This is a genomic window from Pseudomonas sp. HC1(2025), assembly GCF_058742075.1.
Genome location: NZ_CP196017.1, coordinates 2712940 through 2732810 on the forward strand (window position 1 = coordinate 2712940; position 19871 = coordinate 2732810).

The window sequence follows — 19871 nt, forward strand, 5'->3', positions numbered from 1 at the left end:
CTGGATGCGACCAACCAAAGGAGCTCTTTACATCACTTTGCGCTGGCGACCACCGTCTCCGGCTGCCAGCCACCCCCCAATGCCTTGTAGATCGCCACGATGCCGCGATACAGGTCTACTTCGGCCAGGGCCTGGGCGTCTTCGGCCAGCAGGCGTTCACGTTGGGCGTCGAGCAGTACGAGGAAGTCGGCAGTGCCTTCGCGGTAGCGGATTTCGGCCAGGTCGGCCGCGGCACGGCTGGATTCGCTCTGGCGGATCAGCGAGACCAGGCGCTGCTGGCGCTTGCCGTAGTCGCTGAAGGCATTCTCTGACTCTTCCAACGCTAGCAATACTTGCTGCTCGTAGGTGGCCAGGGCGCCGTCGGCTTCGGCATCGGCGCCGCGCAGGCGGGCGCGTACGCTGCCCAGGTCAAAGGCCGCCCAGGTGATGCTCGGGCCCAGGGCCCAGGCGTTGGCGGCGGAGGAACCGATCTGCGAGCCACGGCCAGCGGTAAACCCAAGGAAGCCACTGAGGCTGACCCGTGGAAACAAGTCGGCCTTGGCCACGCCGATACGTGCGGTAGCCGCTGCCAGTTTGCGTTCGGCACTGAGAATGTCCGGGCGCCGTTGCAGCAGTTGCCCCGGGTCGCCAATCGGCAAGGCCTTGGCAATTGCCGGCAGGTTGGCTGGGCTCAGGTCCACGCTGAGTTTGTCCGGGCGCTGGCCGAGGAGGGTGGCGATGCGATTGCGCTCGCGCACTTGCTCGGCCTGCAATTGCGGCACGCTGGCTTCGACCGCTGCCAGGCGCGCATCGGCACGTACCACGTCCAGTTGGTCGCCGACGCCGGCATCGCGCAGGCTTTCGGTGATGGTGCGCGAGTCCTGCTGGTTCTTCAGGTTGGCCAGGGCGATTTTTTCCCGCAGTTGCGCACCGCGCAGTTGGCCGTAGGCGTCTACCAGTTCGGCAATCAGGCTGACTTGCAGTTGGTAGAGGTCGGCTTCGGCGGCCTGCTGGTCTGCGTCGCTGGCTTCGAGATTGCGCTGGATGCGGCCAAACAGGTCCAGCTCCCAGGCCATGTCCAGGCCCAGGTCATAGCGCTCGCTATTGACCCGGCGTGTGGTCTGGCCAGGGATCTGGCCCTTGGCCAAGTCGCTGCTAGCGCGGCTGGTGATGGTCGGCATCGCGTCATTGCTGGCGTCATCGCGAATCGCCCGGGCGGCCCGCAGGCGGGCAAACGCGACCCGCAGGTCCCGGTTGCCGCTCAACGATTGGCTGACCAGTTGGTTGAGGATCGGGTCTTCGAATTGCTGCCACCAGATGCCTTCGAACTTGGCGTGGTCGTATTGCTTGGCATCGGCGGCGGCCGTGATGTTGGCCGCCTCCAGTTGCTGGGTTTTATAGTCCGGGCCCACGGCACAGGCGGCGAGCGCCAATACCAACAGGCTCGGCAGGAACACTTTCACATTCATTGCTGTGTCTCCAGCTGCAAGGCCTTGGCCGCTTTGCGCGCTTGGCTGCGCTCCACATAGCGGCGGATCAACACGTAGAACACCGGCGTCAGCAACAGGCCGAAGAAGGTCACACCGATCATCCCGGAGAACACCGCCACACCCATGGCATGACGCATCTCGGCACCGGCGCCGCTGGAGAACACCAGGGGCACCACGCCCATGATGAAAGCGAACGAGGTCATCAGGATCGGCCGCAAACGCAGGCGGCAGGCTTCCAGCACCGCAGCCAGCGGGTCGAGGCCTTCTTCCTGTTTATCCTTGGCGAATTCGACGATCAGGATCGCGTTCTTACAGGCCAGGCCCACCAGTACGATCAAGCCGATCTGGGTAAAGATGTTGTTGTCGCCACCGGACAGAATCACCCCGGTGATGGCCGACAGCAGGGTCATCGGTACGATCAGGATCACCGCCAGTGGCAAGCTCCAGCTTTCGTACTGAGCGGCCAGTACCAGGAACGCCAGCAGTACGCAGAGTGGGAACACGAACAGCGCGGTATTGCCCGAGAGGATTTGCTGATACGTCAGGTCAGTCCACTCGTAGGTCATGCCGTTGGGCAGTTCCTCTTTGAGCAGTTTCTCGATCGCCGCCTCCGCCTGGCCCGAGCTGTAGCCGGGGGCGGCGTTGCCGTTGATCTCGGCGGTGATAAAGCCGTTGTAGTGCATCACACGGTCCGGCCCCGAGGTGTCGCTGACCTTGATGAAGGTCGCCAGCGGGATCATCTCGCCCTTGTTGTTGCGCACTTTCAACTGGCCGATCTGGTCCTGGTCCAGGCGGAACTGCTGTTCAGCCTGCACGTTGACCTGGTAGGTACGGCCAAAGCGGTTGAAGTCGTTGGCATACAACGAGCCCAGGTAGATTTGCAGGGTGTCGAAGATGTCGCTGATCGCCACGCCGTGGGTCTTGGCCTTTTCCCGGTCGATAGCAGCATCGACCTGGGGCACGTTGACCGTGTAGCTGGTGAACAGGCCAAACAGTTCCGGCACGTTGTGGCTCTTGGCGATGACGTTCTGCACTTCTTTGTACAGTTCTTCATAGCCCAGGTTGCCGCGGTCTTCGACTTGCAGGCGGAACCCACCGATGGTGCCCAGGCCCTGTACCGGCGGCGGTGGGAAGATCGCCATGTAGGCTTCCTGGATGTCGGCGTACTTGCCGTTCAGCGCCCCGGCAATCGCCCCGGCGGACATGCTGGGGTCCTTGCGCTCGCCGAACGGTTTCAAGGTCACGAACACAATGCCGCTGTTGGGGCTGTTGGTGAACCCGTTGATCGACAGGCCCGGGAAAGCGATGGCGCTTTCGACGCCGGGCTGTTTCAAGGCGATGTCAGACATGCGCTTGATCACGTTTTCGGTGCGGTCTAGGCTCGCGGCGTCCGGCAGTTGGGCGAAGGCCACCAGGTATTGCTTGTCCTGGGCCGGTACGAAACCGGTGGGCGTGTGGGCAAACCCGAAGAAGGTCAGCACCATCAGGCCGCCATACACGAACAGCGCGATACCGGTGCCACGGATCACCCGGCGCACGGTGCCGACATAGCCATGGCTGGCCTTTTCAAAGAAGCGGTTGAACGGGCGGAACAGCCAGCCACCGAAGAGCTTGTCGAGGAACCTGGAGAACCGGTCTTTTGGCGCGTCATGGCTGCGCAGCAAGACTGCGGCAAGGGCCGGCGACAGGGTCAGGGAGTTGAATGCCGAGATCACGGTCGAGATGGCGATGGTCAAGGCAAACTGCTTATAGAACTGCCCGGTCAAGCCGCTGATAAAGGCGGCCGGGATAAACACCGCACACAGCACCAGCGCCGTGGCAATGATCGGCCCGGTCACTTCGCTCATGGCTTTTTCCGTGGCCGGGAAGGGCTCCAGGCCCAGCTCGATATTACGTTCGACGTTCTCCACCACCACGATGGCGTCGTCCACCACGATCCCGATGGCCAACACCAGGCCGAACAGCGACAGCGCATTGAGGGAAAAGCCGAACAAGTGCATCACCGCAAAGGTGCCGATCAGCGACACCGGCACTGCGACCAGGGGGATGATCGACGCACGCCAGGTCTGCAGGAACAGGATCACCACCAGCACTACCAGGATCAACGCCTCGAACAAGGTGTGCACCACCGCCTCGATCGAGCCGCGCACAAACACGGTCGGGTCGTAGGCGATGCGGTAATCCATGCCTTCGGGGAAGCTCTTTTTCAGCTCGGCCATTTTGCTGCGCACATCATTGGAGATGTCGATGGCATTGGAGCCCGGGCGCTGGAAGATCGGAATCGCCACCGCCGGCTGATTGTCGATCAGCGAGCGCAGGGCATATTGGCTGGAGCCCAGCTCAACGCGGGCGATGTCCTTGAGGCGCGTGATCTCACCGTTGTCGCCGGCGCGAATCACGATGTTTTCGAACTCTTCCTCGGTGACCAGGCGGCCCTGGGTATTGACCGACAACTGGAAGCTGGTGTCGTTGGGCGCAGGTTGCGCGCCCAGGGCACCGGCGGCCACCTGGCGGTTCTGTTCACGAATCGCGGTTACCACATCGGTGGCGGTCAGGTTGCGCGAGGCGGTCTTGTTCGGATCCAGCCACACCCGCAGCGAGTAATCGCCCATGCCGAACAACTGCACATCACCCACGCCGCCCAGCCGCGCCAGCTCATCCTTGATATTGAGGATCGCGTAGTTGGACAGGTACAGCATGTCGTAGCGTTGGTCCGGGGAGGTCAAGTGCACGACCATGGTCAGGTCGGGGGAGGCCTTGTCCACGGTGATACCAATGCGTGTCACTTCCTCAGGCAGTTTGGGCTGAGTGCGCGTCACACGGTTTTGCACCTGCACCTGCGCGTTATCCAGGTCGGTGCCCAGGGCGAAGGTGATGGTCAGGGTGAGCTTGCCGTCGGCGGTCGACTGCGAGGACATATAGAGCATGTTCTCGACGCCGGTGATCGCCTGTTCCAGCGGCGAGGCCACGGTTTCACCGATGACCTTGGGGTTGGCGCCGGGGAAGTTGGCGCGCACCACTACGGTCGGCGGTACCACTTCCGGGTATTCGCTGATCGGCAGTTGGAACAGCGAGATTGCGCCGGCGATCAGGATCAGCAGCGATAGCACCGCTGCGAAGATCGGCCGCGATATGAAGAACTTGGAAAAATTCATCTGGTGTGTAGTCCCTTAACCGCGTGGAGTCGCGACACTGGCGAGCTTGGGCGCGGTTTTATCCGGTGCCACTTGCTCCAGGTTGCTGGCTTCAAGCGCTTGTCGTTGTTGGGCCAGGGCGGCGAGGATTGCCTGGCTGGCCATCGGGATGGTTTCTGGGGCAACCGGCGAACCCGGGCGCACCCGCTGCAAGCCCTTGACGATAATGGTGTCGTCCTTGCTCAGGCCGCTGCGCACGATGCGCAAGCCTTCGATCTTCGGCCCCAGTTCCACGGCGCGGTAGGCGGACTTGTTGTCGGCGTCCATCACCAGCACAAACTTCTTGCCAAGGTCGGTGCCCACGGCTTCGTCGGTGATCAGCACGGCGGAGTAGGTGCCGCTGCCGACCAACTTGAGGCGCGCATACAGGCCAGGGGTGAAACGCCCGTCGCTGTTGTCGAACACCGCGCGCCCACGGATGGTGCCGGTGGCGGGGTTGACCTGGTTGTCGACAAAGTTCATCTGGCCCAGGTGCGGGTTGCCGTCTTCATTGGACAGGCCCAGGTACACCGGGGTGGTGGCGCCGCGACGGCCTTGGCGCGCCAGCTCGGTGTACTTGAGGTACACGCGTTCGTCAGCGTCGAAGTAGGCGTAGACCTTGTCGGTGGAGACCACGCTAGTCAGCTCGGTGACATCGGCGGTGACCAGGTTGCCGGCGGTGATCGCGGCGCGGCTGACACGGCCACTGATGGGCGAGGTGACACGGGTGAAACTCAGGTTCAGGCGGGCCAGGTCCAGTTGCGCCTGGATTCCGGCCACGGCAGCACGGGCTTCCTGGGCGGCGGTGGTACGCGAGTCGGCCAACTCGGCAGAAATCGCATTGCTCTGGCGCAGGCGCTCGCCACGCTGGGCTTCATTGTCACTGCGCGAAGCAGCGGCTTTGGTCTGTTGAAGCTGGGCTTCCAGGCGGCGCACTTCAGCCTGGAATGGACGCGGGTCGATCTGGAACAGCAGGTCGCCTTTTTTTACCAGCGCGCCTTCGGTGAAGGCGACCTGGTCGATCTGGCCTGATACACGCGGGCGGATCTGTACGGTTTCCGGGGCTTCGAGGCGGCCGGTGAACTCGTCCCATTCATTGACCGGTTGTTCCAGGACCTTGGCAACGCTGACTTTGCTGGCGGGCATGGCGGCCGCTTGCTCGGGGGCCTTGCCGCATGCGCTCATCACCAGCACGGCCAAAAGGGCCAGGGGATAGCGCAAATGTTTGAGTGACTGTTCCATGAGGTGCATCCGCCAATGTATTTGAGATGGGCGGATCATGCTCGGCAGTGTGCTATCTCACGAATCGAATGAAACAAAGGTAACTATCATTCGGAATGATATAAGCGCCAGCCAAGCCCTCTAGCATGGGGCTTTCGTTAGGGTGCTATCAATCCCGTTAATGACAAGACACTGTTGCGCGAACTGCAACCAACCAAACAGCCTTGCCCTAAAGTGATCCCACTGTGGGAGCGGGCTTGCCCGCGATGGCGGCTGTTCAGTCACTATTTTTGGCGGCTGACCCACCGCCATCGCAGGCAAGCCCGCTCCTACATTTGAATTGTGGTATGGCCACATTTTTCTGCTCGCTGAGTTCCCCCTGTGGGAGCGGGCTTGCCCGCGATGGCGGCTGTTCAGTCACTATTTTTGGCGATTGACCCACCACCATCGCGGGCAAGCCCGCTCCTACATTTGAATTGTGGTATGGCCACAATTTTCTACTCGCTGAGTTCCCACTGTGGGAGCGGGCTTGCCCGCGATGGCGGTAGGTCAAGTAAGGATGTGGCGGCTGACCCACCGCCATCGCAGGCAAGCCCGCTCCTACAGTTGATGTGTGGCGTGGTCATGATTTCTGCTCTCAATGAGATTGCTTGGTTGTGGTTCCCACAAGGAGACAAGCAATACCCCAGCGTGTACCGTTGCGGCCTTTGTGCCGCAGGTGCTGTGGCTGTGGACATTCTCAGAGAGGCATCCATGCAGATCAGGGGGGAGCGGGCCGCGACGGTGTGTGGTTTGGTCGCGATTGTTTTATGGAGCACCGCCGCCGGTTTGATCCGCAGTGTCAGTGAACTGTTCGGGCCCTTGGGGGGCGCGGCGCTGATCTATACGGTAGGCGCGATACTGCTGCTGGCCTGGCTGGGACGGCCGCGCCTGCGCGCCACGTCCTGGCGCTACCTGATCATGGGCAGCGGGTTGTTCGTGGCCTACGAGGTCTGCCTGTCCCTGGCCCTGGGTTTTGCCAGCAACCGCAACCAGGCGATTGAGCTGGGGGTGGTGAACTACCTCTGGCCGTGCCTGACGGTGTTGTTGGCAATCGTCATGAATGGCCAGCGAGCGCGCTGGATTATCGTGCCAGGCTCGGCGCTGGCGCTGTTTGGCATCCTGTGGGTGGTCAGTGGCGATGGCCTGGCATTGGCAACCATCGTCGCCAATGTGCAATCCAACCCCCTGAGCTACAGCCTGGCCCTGGGCTGTGCGATCACCTTTGCCTTGTATTGCAACGTCACGCGGCGCTACGCCGGCGGGCAGAACCTGGTGGTGTTGTTTTTCATCCTGACGGCGGCGCTGCTATGGGCAAAATTCGCCTTCAGTGCCCAAGTGCTGCCGGCTTTTACCTTGGGGAGTAGCCTGGAATTGCTCGCCACGGGCATCGCCATGGCGGGCGGCTATGCACTGTGGAATATCGGTATCCTGCGCGGCAACCTGACCTTGCTGGCGACCGCGTCCTATGGCGCGCCGGTGCTGTCGTCGGCCTTTGCAGCGCTATGGCTGGGCGCTCACCTCACCCCGCAGTTCTGGCAGGGTGCGGTGCTGGTGACCGCGGGCTCGCTGGTGTGCTGGCACGCGACACGGGCGCAACCCTAGCGGCTGCGCCAGACCAGGGCCGGGATCACCCGGATATAGACCAGCTCGAACACCAACTCGATCAAGGTCTGGGTGATGACGGCGGCGGCGGCCAGGGCGCGGATATCTTCCGGCAGGGCCAGCGCCAGCGGCAAGACCACCAGTGAGTTGCGGGTCGCGCTGCTGAACGTGACCGCGCGCGCGGTGCTTGCCGGCAAGCGAAAGGCCCACGCCGTGAGTGCCCCGACCACTGGCGCCAACAGCATAAAGCCTAAGTAAACCGGCACCACCGGCAACAACTGCTCGATCTGCTGCGCGACAAACGCGATCTGCGAGCCAATCACCACGATCAGCACCGCCGCCATGGCCGGCACCGGCATCCATGCCCAGCCATCGTTCCAGCGCTCGAGCAGGCGCGAGTGCCGGGCGCCCGCGCAGGTCAGCACCGCCAGCAGCAGTGGCGCCACGATCAGCAGCAAAAAGGCCTCGACAAACGGGCCGATTGAGATCGCCACCGCGGCGTCACCGGAAGGTATCAGCGCCAGGTACAACGGCAGCAGGGCCAGTTGCAGCAACAGCAACACCGGGGTGGCGGCCAGCGTCAGCCGCGCGTCGCCTTTGCCAATGTGGGTAAACACCACCACGTAGTCGATGCACGGCGTCAGCAGCACCAGCAACGCGCCGATCAGGATGGCCGGGCGCTCGTTCAAACCACGGGTCAAGCCCCAGACCAGCAGCGGGATCAACACGAAGTTGGCGATCAGCAGCGCCGCCATAAAGCGTTTATTGGCCAGCCCCTGGCGCAGTTGCAGAAACGGGATCTGCAGGAACATGGCGTACATCAGCACGGCGATTGCCGGGGTTACCAGGGCGCCAAGCCCCGCTGCGGCCTGCGGGGCGAGCAGGCCACCGAGCGCGGCGCCGATAACGGCGACAAGGTAGACGGGGATCTGGTTCTGCTCAAGTTGTTCTCGGGTCACGGGGTGTCCTTGTCACGGGGGGCTGTGCGCGCCGTGCAGGGTAACCGAAACCAGGCACTCATTTTTGACTGAGTGCCGCCACCGAAAGCCCGGACGCGACGAAGGTCAGTCCGGCACCCACATTCAGGCCATTGACGACTTTGGGCTTGCGCTGCAGCCATGTCGACAGGCGCGTCGCAAAAATCCCCATGAGCGCAAAACCCAGGGCGGTCAATGCGGCGAACCAGGCGCCATAGACCATCATTTGCAAGGTGACCGAGCCCAATGACGGGTTGACGAACTGCGGAATGAACGCCAGCACAAACAGCCCCGGCTTGGGGTTCAGCGCCGCTGACAGGAAGCCGGTGAGGAAGATGCTTTTGAGCGGTTGGCGCGCCGCCGGCTTGAAGTTGATCAGGCTGCGCGAGCGCAAGACCTTGATGCCCAGACACAGCAGGTAGCTGGCGCCGATGACTTTGACCACCCAGAAGGCCACGGCGGAGGTCTGCATCAGCAGAGTCAGGCCCAGCGATGCCGTCGCCACGTGAAACAGAATGCCGGTGCCCGACGCAACTCCGGAAACGGCCGCCGCCAGGCGTCCCTGGCTCAGCCCCCTAGCGATGGCCAGTAGGTTGTCCGGGCCGGGGGAGAGCACCAGTAACAGGCAGGCAGCGGTATAGGTCAGCCAGATATCCAGGGGGAACATAACGGCAGTCCTTTCGTCAACGATTGAGGTCCGCCATCGTGTGCCAACCTGGCAACCCAGATCAAGCTCGATCCAACTGCCTGGAAGTCAGCACTTCAGAACGTCGCCTTCACCTGCAATCCCAGTATCAGCGCGTTGTCGATCTTCTTTGCGGCGAACGCCCCTGGCTCAATGATGTATTGCACATCCGGGCGCAGGGTCAGCCAGGGCGTGGCCTGGTAGCCGTAGCTCAGTTCGAGCAACTGTTCGGCACTGTCAAGGTTTGGCAAGGCACTGTCTTGGGCTTGGGCGGCCTGCTGCAGCACATCGCGGCTGCGCGGGTTGGGTACGGCGCGGCCGTACCCCAGGGCTACGGTGTCCCATGGTCGGCTGGCGAACGGCTTGTACAGCACCAGGCCGGCGCCATACCAGCGACTGAACGGCGAGGCCGCCTTGCTGGCGGCCGAGTATTGGCCGAACGCATGCAAGGTCCGGCCCTCTGAGGCCTGGGAGTTCCACAGGGCCTGGTCGACCAGCAGATAATGGCCGCCGCGCCCGCTGACGTACTTGGCGCTGCCGATGCGCTGCACGTTGGAGCTGTCGTAGTAGTAGCCAAGCTTGTATTCGCCGGGCAGATCGCTGGCGTGCTTGTAGACCAGCTCGATGGGCACCACGGTGCCGGTCGTGTGCTTGGGCCCCAGGTGCCAGGCGCGGCTGGAGTTGCCGTTGCTTTGCGGGTCGACATTGAACGCCGCCACGCGTAATTGCCAGGCCGGCGAGAAGTCATACTTCACCCGTGCGCCCAGGTGAGCGTTGGGGTAGTTGGTCCAACCGCTGCCGCCGGACATGTTCAGGGGGTGCCCGCAGAAACCGGCGTTCATGAAGTTGCACAGGATCCCGCTGTCGAGGCCGCCCAGGTCGTTGCCCATGGCCATGTAGCCGAGCTTGAGGTTCAGGGCGGGCGTGAACAGGGTGCGCTCATAACTCAGTTCGGTCAGACGGGTGTAGAGCCCGCCGTAGTTTTCCTGGATCGGCAGGCGGTTGCCCACCAGGTCTTCGGAGGCGCTGTTGCCACGCCGGTCGTTGATCGTCAGTTGGATCTTGTCGCCGTTGTGCAGGCCATACAATTTGCCCAGGTCCAGTTGCACGCCAAGCTTGATGTTTTGCGAGTAGCGCGCCGAACGATGCTGGCCGCCATTGGCGTTATAGGCGGTTTCGCCGCTGTAGTCGCCGGTGAACTTGATACCTTGCTCGTCGAGCTGATGGCGCAGGCCACCCCAGTCAACGGTGAGGGGGCTGCCGTAGGCGGGCAGCGTGGCGCCCAGCAGCAGGCTGGCGAGCAGGCGCAGAGACAGAGTATTAAACGCGGGGGACATGCGGGGTCTTCCTGGAAAAATCACGATACCTGTGGGAGCCGTGCAGCCCGGCTCCCACATTCAAATGGCGGCGCATCAGCGCCGCGCGGGGCTCAAGGCAGGGCGTAGGCGATCACGTAGTCGCCACGGTCGGTGGATTGGCGCGCGCCGCCCGCAGTGATGACCACATACTGTTTGCCGGTTTTTGGCGACACATAGGTCATCGGCCCACCCTGGCTACCCACGGGCAGGCGGGCTTTCCAGGCTTCTTCGCCATTGGCGCTGTTGAAGGCGCGCAGGTAGAAGTCCTGGGTGCCGGCGATAAACACCAGGCCGCCTTGGGTCGACAGAGTGCCGCCCAGGGTCGGCAGGCCAACCTTGATCGGCAGGTGCATGCGTATACCCAGCGGGCCGGTGTCTTCAACGGTGCCGACCGGTACTTGCCAGGCAATCTGCCGGGTCTTCATGTCGATGGCGGTGAGGGTGCCGAACGGTGGCGCCTGGCACGGAATGCCGGCCACCGACAGGAAGCGGTTTTTGTTCACCGCGTAAGGCGTGCCCTTGAGCGGCACCGCGCCCATGCCGGTGTTCAACGCCTCGCCACCGGAGGAGGCCTGGGCCTTGTTTTGCGAGGGGATCATCTGGATCCATAGGCCCAGGCGCATGTCGTTGACGAAGATAAAGCCATGCACCGGATCGGTGGAAATACTGCCCCAGTTCATTCCGCCCAGGGAGCCGGGGAAGCTCAGTGATTTATCGGTGCCCGGTGCGGTGTACAGGCCGTCGTAGCGCATGCTCTTGAAGTCGATGCGGCACAGCAGCTGGTCATAGGGGGTTGCGCCCCACATGTCCGCTTCGCCCAGGGTCTGCGCGCCGATCTGTGGCATGCCCACGGACCTTGGCTGGGTGGGCGAGTACGGTTCATTGGGAATGTCCGCAGCCTTGACCGGTACCTCTTGTACCTCGGTCAACGGCTTGCCGGTAGCGCGGTCGAGTACATAGATCTGCCCGGCCTTGGTGCCGATCACCACGGCGGGTACGGTCTTGCCGTCGGCCTGGGGGAAGTCGATCAGGCTCGGTTGCATCGGCAAGTCGAAGTCCCAGAGGTCATTGTGGACGGTCTGGTACACCCACTTTTCGGCACCGGTGGAAGCGTCCAGTGCCAGCACCGAGGCGCCGTACTTGTGATTGAGCTGGGTGCGCTCCACACCATAGATATCGGTGGACGAACTGCCCATCGGCAGGAATACCGTGTTCATCAGCGGGTCATAGGACATCGGCGCCCAGCTGTTGGGGGTGCTGCGCACATAGGTGCTGCCGGCAGCGGGGGCCTGCTTGTCTTCAGGGTTGCCCGGGTCGAATGCCCAGCGCATCTGCCCGCTGATCACATCAAAACCACGGATCACGCCGCCCGGCATATCGGTCTGGACGTTATCGGCGACGCGCCCGCCAACTACTACGGTGGTGCCGGCGATCAATGGCGCGGAGGACAACTGGTAATAGCTGTCCGGCACATTGCCCAGGCCGGCTTTCAAATCCACTTGGCCGTGGTTGCCAAAGTCCTCGCAGAACTCGCCGGTATCGGCATCCACTGCAATCAATCGAGCATCGATGGTATTGGTCAGCAGGCGCTGCTGGCACTGCGCACCGGCCGGCACGCTGGCGGCAATGATCGGCGAGCTGTTGGCCTGGGTTGGCTGGGCGATGGGTGCGGTGGCATCGAAATAGGCCATGCCACGGCAGCGCTGCCACACCGCCGACTGGGCGTTGATGGTGTTCTTCCACAGCTCTTTGCCGGTGTCGGCATCCAGCGCGATCAGGTTGTTATGGGGCGTGCAGATAAACACCTTGTTGCCGATCTGCAAGGGTGTGAGTTGATCTTCGGCGCCATTGCCGTCGCTGATGGCCACATCACCGGTGTGATAGGTCCAGGCCACTTTAAGCTTGTCGACGTTGGTGCGATTGATCTGGTCCAGCGCTGCAAAACGGCTGCCGCCTTCGGTGTTGCCGTAGTGCGCCCAGTCCTTCTGCGCCTCTGCCGGGGCCACGGGGGTCAAGCCCGGGCCTTTACCGTTGGGCGCGACACTGGGGTGGGCGACAAACATATTGCCCGCCGCCACGGCCAATGCCAGCGCCAGCACGCCCGCCACGCTGAAGGCGCCACGGCGGGTGCCCGGTGCCAGCAACGGATAGGCCAGCGCCACCGCAAGACCAATGGCGGCGAACATGAACAACCGCGAAAACAGTGGCCAGAACACCAGGCCTACATCCACCACAGCCCACACGGCAGTGCCAAGCAAAAATGCGGCGAACAACCAGGCACCTGCTCGTTTGCGCTTGGCAATCAACAGGCCGGAAATGGCCATGGCCACGCCGCCGATCAGGAAGTAGCCGGAGCCGCCCAGGCTCAGCAGTTTTGCGCCGCCGACGGCCAACGCCACGCCGAGCAGGGCGATGATTACGCCCAAGCCCAGCAACAGGAATCGAGAGGCGCCAGCGGCGCGGGGTGTGTGTTTCATGTCGAAAAACCCGAGGGTGATGGTCCAGGGGAGTAATGATAGCAAGCTAATTAACTGCTTGGTACATTTTGTATGGCATTTACAGATCCTGTACCGCACTTAAACAACACACTCTGGCTGGCCCGCAATTGTTCGACGCAGTTCAACGGCAGCAACCCCTGGAGACCGCGCTTGAGGTCACGTTCGCGGCGGGCGATGTAGAACGTCCGGTCATCGGGCAGGCTGCTCAAGTCGTCGATCTGGCGCGCCTGGCCCTTTGTGTAGAACTCTCCCGAATAGGAGCGGCGGCCCCAGTAGTAAAGGCTTCCCGGCGCGCTGGCTTGCAGTTGCTGCCAGGCGTAGGCGAGGTCGCGCTGGTTGTTGGGCCGATCAAAGGCACGGCCATCGATTGCGGCAATCGGCAGCCACACGGGCAAGAGCAGTGCCAGCATCAGTCCAGTGACTATTTTCCCGGTGCTCCAGCGCGCCTGATTGAGCGCCCCTGCCAGTAACAGGCTCCAGGCCGGTAGGGCCGGCAACAGGTAAGTCCACAGGATATTGCCGGAGAACGTGAAAAAGGCCGGGGTTGCCAGGGCCCACAGGGTGATGAACGCGTAGTAGCGTCCCGACAGCACCGAGCGGCGAAAGCCAATGTAGAGCGCGGGTAGCAGCAGGGTCCACGGGAAAAACGCCAGCAGCAGATCCAGCCAGATGGCACCGATTGGCCGGGCATGGGCGCTGCCGTACAAGTCGCCGGCCCAATCGCTGACGACATAGCGCTTCCAATGCTCGCCCACGAGGAAGTAATCAAGAAAGCCGGGGGTGCGTTGTTCGGCAAGCAGGTACCAGGGCACGGCGATCAGCAGCATCAGCAAAACGCCGGTGAGCCAGGGCAAGCGCAAAAAAGCGCGCCACTGGCGATAACCAACGGTCCAGGCGAACGCGGGAATGGCGACCAAGACCACTGCCAATGGCCCCTTCGCCAACAGGCCAAGACCCAGGCCGGCGAATCCTGCCAGCGCCCACCGCCGGTCGCCTTGTGCCACGCCGCGCCAAAAGCCGTAGGTGGCCAGCAGGACCGAGAAACTCAGTGCCGGATCAGTCAGCACCACCCCCGCTGACAGCAGGCCGAGGGTCGAGCTGGAAAAGATAATCGCCGCCAGCACGGCGGTTTTTTCATCCGCTTGCTCACGGGCAAAACGAATGATGATCAGGCAACTGGCCACATGAAACAGCCACGCCGGAACACGAATCGCGAATTCATTGATGCCCAGCCACTGCATGGCCAGCGCCTGGCTCCAGAACGACAGCGGCGGCTTGCCCCAAAACGGCACATCCACCTCGAACAGCGGGGTTACCCAGTTACCGAGTACCAGCATCTTGCGCGCCATTTCTGCATAGCGGGCCTCTGAGGTGTCCATCAGCGGGTAGAGCCCCAGGCTTGCCAGGCGCAGGCCCAAAATGGCGATCAATAGCAGCCATAGCGTACGGGTCGTCATAGTCATCAGCGGTTTTCTTGTTCGCGAGGGTGTGTGGGGCAGGTGTGTTCCGGGCGTTCGGGGGTTTCGCCGAGCAGCCTGTCGAGCAGGTAGATGGGACGCTGCCTGACCTCGCTCAACGTCGCGCCCAGGTATTCGCCGATCATCGCGATGCCCAGGGCGATGAACGCGGCGATGCCCATGATCACGTGATGGGAACTGAAGGTATTGACGCTGACCTGATAGATGATCAGGACCAGGGTCGCGATGAAAATCACCAGGCTGAGCAGGCTGAACCAGCGCAACGGCTTGCGCGAGAGGGCCAATACACCTTCGATACCCAGGTCGATCAGCGCCAGCGGCCCCCATTTGCTGAGGCCGGCGCTGCGTGGTTCACGGTCGTAGGGCAGCTCGATAGTATTGAACCCCAGCCAACTGATCAGGCCCTTCATGAACCGTGTGCGCTCGGGCATGCATCGCAGCGCTGCCAGGGGCGCAGGGCCAATCAGACGGAAGTCGCTGACGTCGGCAGGCACATCAAACTTGTCGGCCAGGAAGTTCATCAGTTTGTAGTAGAGATGGGCACTGATCCGTTTGCTTGACGTATCAGACAGTCGAGTGCGGCGCTGCATATTGACGATATCGCTGCCAGTCAGCCAATGATGAACCATTAATGGAATAAGTTCGGGTGGGTCTTGCAGGTCTGCGTCAATAAATAACAACCCATTGCCACCGGCATAATCAATACCGGCGACCATCGCCGCTTCCTTGCCGAAGTTGCGGCTCAGGTTTAGGCAGCGAACCCCCGGTACCCGGCAATAACCCGCCAGCAGCGCCAGTGTTTCATCGCGACTGCCGTCGTTTACATACAACACTTCATGGCGAATGGTTAATGTGTCCAGCACAGCCATTAATCGTTTATGAAAGAGTGGCAGTACCTTGGCTTCGTTATAACAGCAGACAACCACACTGAGCAGCGGGCGCAGAGGGCGCTCAGGTCTTGATGGGTTCATGGCGAAAGCTCCAGTGCTGATTGATTCGGTATGTGAGCAACGTCAGGGCGAGGGTGGTCAGCCCTTGCATCAGCCATAGGTGCTGGGGCCAGAGCGCCAGCAGCAAGGCCATCAGCCCCAGGTTTGCCGCGTTATAGGCGAGGGCCGTGATGCAAAAGCGCAACCATTGATAAGTATCGGGTGGGCGGGGGGGTGTGAACGTCCAGCGTTTGTTGCCTTGGTAACTTACGGCGGTGCCGATTAGTCCGCCCAGTAAAGTCGCTATTAATGCCGGTAGCGCCAACGACAATAACAAAAGTGTTAGGTAGTGAGCGCCGGTGGCAAGTACTCCAACTGTTAAATAACAAGGTAGTCGCGCGCAGGTGTTGTGGGACGCAGGGGCTGTCATCGAGAGAGTTACACGTATTCAAGAGTCTGTATGGTGCTGACTTTAACGACTCATGAATGTGCAAATGTGAAAAAGATGTTTGAAGTGGCTCATATTGCCAAAGTGTAATTTTAGTGTTGGCTAGTTGTTATAAGTCACCTATAGAAAGGGGCAGTCGGTCCCTTTCTATAGGAAAGATGGAGGATTAGACCGACAGGTGCTCATACAAAATCGTTGCACCCACAATCATCAGCACGACCCCGCCCACGATCTCTGCACGTTTGCCGAACATCGTGCCGAGGACCCGGCCGAGCATCACACCAATGGTGACCATGGTCATGGTCGCCAGGCCGATGGCGGCAGCGGCCACCCAGATGTTCACATCGACAAACGCCAGGCCGACGCCCACAGCGAGGGCATCGATGCTGGTGGCAAATGCGGTGACGGCAAGGACCAGGAAGGAGTGCTGGGCGCTTTTCTCTTCGGCCTCGTCTTCGTGCTTGAGGCCGTTGTAAATCATGTGCAGGCCCAGTACCACCAGCAAGGTGAAGGCGATCCAGTGGTCCCAGTCTGCCACCCAGCGCGTGGCGGCCTGGCCGATCAGCCAGCCGATAATCGGGGTGATCGCTTCGATGACGCCGAAAATCAAACCGGTACGCAGCGCTTCCGACAGGCGTGGTTTGTGCAGGCTGGAGCCTTTGCCGATCGCGGCGGCAAAGGCGTCGGTGGACATGGCCAGGGCCAGGAGAATGAGGGAAACAGGATTCACGGGCGCTCTTCCAGTCGGGCTATGAGTCAACGACACAACCACACGCCCGACTTTAGGCATGGATGTGTCGCTGGTCTCACCAACCAAAAGGTGTTCGTACCACGGCAGGTTGCCGAGAATGTTGATACGAACGCTTGCGAAAGACTCGCAAGCAGGCTACTCCCCAACGAGGTGCGGGATCTTATGCGGGCAAACATGAAAAAAACGTCAAAACCGCCCCGCGGGCTGCTCAACCTTTAGGAAGCGGCGCGCCCTCGTTGATCCGCAGTTCAGCGCACAGCCCGCCCTGGGGCAGGTTGTACAGCTGCAAGGTGCTGCCGATCTTGCTGACGATCATCTGCACAATCGCCAGGCCCAGCCCGGCGCCATTGGCATGCCCCTGGCTGTAGAACCGCTCGAACAGGCGCGCATATTGACCTTCGTCGATACCCGGGCCGGCGTCCTCGACACTGATGTACACCGCCCCCGACGCCTGCGGTTGCACCTGCACGCGAACCTCGCTGCCGGGTGGGGCGAAGTTCAGCGCATTGGTCACCAGATTCTGCAGGGCGATCGCCAGGGCGACGGGGTCGGTCTTGACCAGGCAGTGGTGGTCGCTGTCGAGGATCAACTCGATACCCTTTGCCAGCGCCAGGGGCGTCAGTTCGGCCAGTTCCTCACGCACCAGCGCGGTCAGTTCCACATCGCATCGATCGGGGTTGGCCAGGCGCGGCTCGATACGCGCCATGGTCAGCAACTGGCTGGCAATGCGTGTGGCGCGGTCGACGGCGCTGACCAGGAACTCGAGAGCTTCCTCCCGTTGTTGTGGGGTGCTGGCCAACTGGGCGTTCTGCGCATGGATCCGCAGGATCGCCAGGGGCGTGCGCAATTCGTGGGCCGCATCGGCGATAAAACGGCGCTCCCGCGCCAGCAGGTTGTCGATCTGTTGCAACAGGCGATTGAGCGCGGTCTGCATGGGCTCCAGGTCGTGGGGCAGGGGGCGCAGGTTGAGCGGCTTGAGGGTTTCGGTATTGCGTCCACGGATGGTGTGGGCCATTGCGCGTAACGGCTGCAACCCCCAACCGATGGTCAGCCAGATCAAGGCGGCCAACAGCGGCACGCCAATCACACTGGGCCACAGCGTATGGCCGACGATGCGCTGGATCAGGTCCTGGCGGATGTCATCCCGCTCGCCCACCCAGATCAGCAGCCCTTGCTGCGGATCCTTGAGCAGGAAGGCGCACCAGTCATGACCGTTCTCCACCAAGTCGTGGGAACCGAGGGTCGCGGGTGGTGCCTTCAGTTCCGGGGCTTCTGCCGAGCGCACCAGCAACTGGCCGTCACTGCGCCATACCTGGAACGTCAGGCGGGTCTCGTAAGGGTGCGCCGCGCCATCTTCGCCCACGCGGCTCATGGCGGCGTCGAAGGCCTGGTAGAGCCGGTTCCAGTCGTTGTCACCCGGCGCGCGCTGTGCCAGCACGCCTTGCAGCAGGCGCGCACTTTGCGCGAGCTGGGCGTCATACACTTCTTCGATCTCGTGGTGGCTGTCGCGCAGCACCAGCCAACTGATCAGCACATCGCCCAACAGGACGAGGATCAGCACCGGCACCAGGATGCGTGTGCGTATCGAGGTCATGGCTTGAGTTCCATCACATACCCGACGCCGCGCACCGTGCGGATCAACTCGGTCGAAAGTTTTTTGCGCAGGTTATGGATCAGCACTTCCAGGGTGTTGCTCTCGACTTTTTCCTGCCAGCCATACAAGGCGCGGGACAGGCGCTCGCGGGTCACCACGTTGCCGGGGCGCGCCAACAGTTGGTGGAGCAGTTGGTACTCCATCGGCGTCACCACCACCGGGTTGCCATGCCAGGTGACCTGTTGGCCAACCGGGTCCAGGCACACGCCCGCATGCTCCAGCAGTGGCTGCGCGCGCCCGTGGCTGCGCCGCAGCAAGGCACGGATGCGTGCCTTGAGTTCGTCGACATCGAAGGGTTTGACCAGGTAGTCGTCAGCCCCGGCATCCAAACCGGCAATCCGTTCGGCGGTGCCGTCACGGGCAGTGAGGATCAAGACCGGCAGGTTCAGTGGCTTGTCGCGCAGTTGGCGCAACAGGGCCAGGCCGTCGAGGCGTGGCAGGCCGAGGTCGAGCAGCAACAGATCGAAGCTTTCGCTGCATAACGCATGCAACGCGCTGGCGCCGTCCTGCAACCAGTCCAGGGTATAGCCCTCGCTGCTCAGGGCGACGCGGATGCCTTGGCCGAGGGCCCGATCATCTTCGACCAACAATAGGCGCATGGTGTGTTCCCGGGTGTGATATCGGCGGCATCATGCCGCTGGCGAGGCGGTGGTGGCAGCCCGGGTGACGAGAAACATGTAACCACTCATGTCCAACTAAGACTTGGTTAAGATTGGTTTTGCACAGTGGGGCCTTCCTCACCGAGCGAGAGTGTTTCCATGGGCAAAATTCTGTTGTTGTCGCTGATTGTCGCCAGCCCCCTGGCCCTTGCCGGCCCGCAATGCACCACTGCCGAACGCTCGCAATGGCAAGACCCGCAGGCGTTCCAGGAGCAGTTGAAGGCCCAGGGCTACCAGATCAGCAAGTTCAAGGTCACCGATGGTAACTGCTACGAGATCTACGGGTTCGACAAGGACAAGCGCAAGGTCGAGATCTACCACGATCCGGTCAGCGGCAAAGCGGTCAAGACCGAGATCAAGGGCTGATGCCGGGCAACTCCATAGCACTGTGGGACCCGCTGGTGAGGCTGTTTCACCTGTCCATCGCCGGGGTCTTTGTCGCCAACTACTTCTTTACTGAAGCCGGTGACGACTGGCATGTCTGGCTTGGCTACTACGCCATGGGCTGGCTGCTGGTACGGCTGCTGTGGGGTTTTGTCGGGCCACGCAGTGCGCGCTGGGCGGACTTCTGGCCGACCCCGGCAAGGCTCGCCGCCCATGTGCGTGCCCTGCGCGCCAGGCGCCCGGAGCATCGCCTCGGGCACTCGCCGTTGGGCGCACTGGTAATGCTGTTGATGCTGCTGGCGATGCTGACGGCGGGCCTGAGCGGCTGGGCCATGGAGGAGGTCGATGCCTTGTGGGGCGCCGATTGGCCGTTGCAGGTGCATGAAACCGCGGTCGATGGCCTGCTGGTGCTGGTCTGCCTGCATATCGCAGCGGCGGTAGTTGAAAGTGTCCAGGTACGCGACAACTTGCCGTTATCGATGCTGACCGGTCGCCGGCGTCGGTTGCCGGATGATGCTGCGCACTGAAGCCGCTGTCCTGTGT

General features: G+C 62.1%; 16 protein-coding genes and 1 riboswitch. Of the genes, 3 read left to right on the top strand and 13 right to left on the bottom strand.

Going from position 1 to position 19871, the window contains the following annotated elements; genetic code table 11:
• Window positions 1–32 precede the first annotated feature (32 nt).
• The 3 genes from ACSSVH_RS12370 to mexE are packed head-to-tail and all read right to left on the bottom strand — an operon-like array spanning window position 33 to window position 5884.
• Window positions 33–1448 carry an efflux transporter outer membrane subunit gene (locus tag ACSSVH_RS12370; RefSeq protein ID WP_169951431.1) on the bottom strand — a complete coding sequence of 472 codons (1416 nt, stop codon included), beginning with the start codon at window positions 1446–1448 and terminating at the stop codon, window positions 33–35.
• On the bottom strand, window positions 1445–4624 hold the full coding sequence (locus tag ACSSVH_RS12375) for an efflux RND transporter permease subunit (RefSeq protein ID WP_170041477.1): 3180 nt from the start codon (window positions 4622–4624) through the stop codon (window positions 1445–1447). The genes ACSSVH_RS12370 and ACSSVH_RS12375 overlap by 4 nt, the downstream gene beginning before the upstream one ends.
• Window positions 4625–4639: 15 nt before the next feature.
• Entirely contained in the window at window positions 4640–5884 is a 1245-nt protein-coding gene (gene mexE, locus ACSSVH_RS12380; RefSeq protein ID WP_492634616.1) for a multidrug efflux RND transporter periplasmic adaptor subunit MexE, read from the bottom strand.
• Window positions 5885–6616: 732 nt separating this feature from the next.
• On the opposite strand from mexE, the gene yddG reads away from it, so the two are divergent.
• Window positions 6617–7507, top strand: a complete 891-nt coding sequence (yddG, locus tag ACSSVH_RS12385; protein ID WP_169951437.1) for an aromatic amino acid DMT transporter YddG — start codon at window positions 6617–6619, stop codon at window positions 7505–7507.
• On the opposite strand, the gene ACSSVH_RS12390 is transcribed toward yddG, so the two are convergent.
• The 10 genes from ACSSVH_RS12390 to ACSSVH_RS12435 form a co-directional block, all read right to left on the bottom strand.
• Entirely contained in the window at window positions 7504–8466 is a 963-nt protein-coding gene (locus ACSSVH_RS12390; RefSeq protein ID WP_169951439.1) for an arsenic resistance protein, read from the bottom strand. The two genes, yddG and ACSSVH_RS12390, sit on opposite strands and share 4 nt — an antisense overlap.
• 58 nt (window positions 8467–8524) lie before the next feature.
• The gene (locus ACSSVH_RS12395; protein ID WP_492634617.1) at window positions 8525–9151 is read right to left on the bottom strand and encodes a LysE family translocator; all 627 of its coding nucleotides are present in this window, start codon (window positions 9149–9151) and stop codon (window positions 8525–8527) included.
• A gap of 95 nt (window positions 9152–9246) precedes the next feature.
• Window positions 9247–10506 carry a carbohydrate porin gene (locus ACSSVH_RS12400; protein WP_492634618.1) on the bottom strand — a complete coding sequence of 420 codons (1260 nt, stop codon included), beginning with the start codon at window positions 10504–10506 and terminating at the stop codon, window positions 9247–9249.
• 92 nt (window positions 10507–10598) lie between these two features.
• Window positions 10599–13004: a glucose/quinate/shikimate family membrane-bound PQQ-dependent dehydrogenase gene (locus ACSSVH_RS12405; RefSeq protein WP_492634619.1), complete on the bottom strand. Its 2406-nt coding sequence runs from the start codon at window positions 13002–13004 to the stop codon at window positions 10599–10601.
• A 50-nt stretch (window positions 13005–13054) separates the two neighbouring features.
• Window positions 13055–14488: an ArnT family glycosyltransferase gene (locus ACSSVH_RS12410; RefSeq protein WP_492634620.1), complete on the bottom strand. Its 1434-nt coding sequence runs from the start codon at window positions 14486–14488 to the stop codon at window positions 13055–13057.
• Window positions 14488–15474, bottom strand: a complete 987-nt coding sequence (locus ACSSVH_RS12415) for a glycosyltransferase family 2 protein (RefSeq protein WP_262381004.1) — start codon at window positions 15472–15474, stop codon at window positions 14488–14490. The genes ACSSVH_RS12410 and ACSSVH_RS12415 overlap by 1 nt, the downstream gene beginning before the upstream one ends.
• Window positions 15455–15862 carry a GtrA family protein gene (locus tag ACSSVH_RS12420; RefSeq protein ID WP_172311201.1) on the bottom strand — a complete coding sequence of 136 codons (408 nt, stop codon included), beginning with the start codon at window positions 15860–15862 and terminating at the stop codon, window positions 15455–15457. The genes ACSSVH_RS12415 and ACSSVH_RS12420 overlap by 20 nt, the downstream gene beginning before the upstream one ends.
• A gap of 184 nt (window positions 15863–16046) precedes the next feature.
• Window positions 16047–16610, bottom strand: coding sequence for a manganese efflux pump MntP (gene mntP / locus ACSSVH_RS12425; RefSeq protein WP_170041471.1), 564 nt, complete (start codon window positions 16608–16610; stop codon window positions 16047–16049).
• Between the two features lie 4 nt (window positions 16611–16614).
• Window positions 16615–16787: riboswitch (yybP-ykoY riboswitch) on the bottom strand.
• 52 nt (window positions 16788–16839) lie between these two features.
• Window positions 16840–18225, bottom strand: a complete 1386-nt coding sequence (locus ACSSVH_RS12430; protein ID WP_432755702.1) for a sensor histidine kinase — start codon at window positions 18223–18225, stop codon at window positions 16840–16842.
• Complete coding sequence (locus ACSSVH_RS12435; protein ID WP_170057384.1) at window positions 18222–18884, bottom strand: response regulator; 663 nt, start codon at window positions 18882–18884, stop codon at window positions 18222–18224. Before ACSSVH_RS12435 ends, ACSSVH_RS12430 begins: the two co-directional genes overlap by 4 nt.
• A 159-nt stretch (window positions 18885–19043) precedes the next feature.
• On the opposite strand from ACSSVH_RS12435, the gene ACSSVH_RS12440 reads away from it, so the two are divergent.
• On the top strand, window positions 19044–19310 hold the full coding sequence (locus tag ACSSVH_RS12440; protein WP_170057383.1) for a PepSY domain-containing protein: 267 nt from the start codon (window positions 19044–19046) through the stop codon (window positions 19308–19310).
• Window positions 19310–19855, top strand: coding sequence for a cytochrome b/b6 domain-containing protein (locus tag ACSSVH_RS12445; protein WP_170057382.1), 546 nt, complete (start codon window positions 19310–19312; stop codon window positions 19853–19855). Before ACSSVH_RS12440 ends, ACSSVH_RS12445 begins: the two co-directional genes overlap by 1 nt.
• The last annotated feature ends 16 nt before the right edge of the window (window positions 19856–19871 follow it).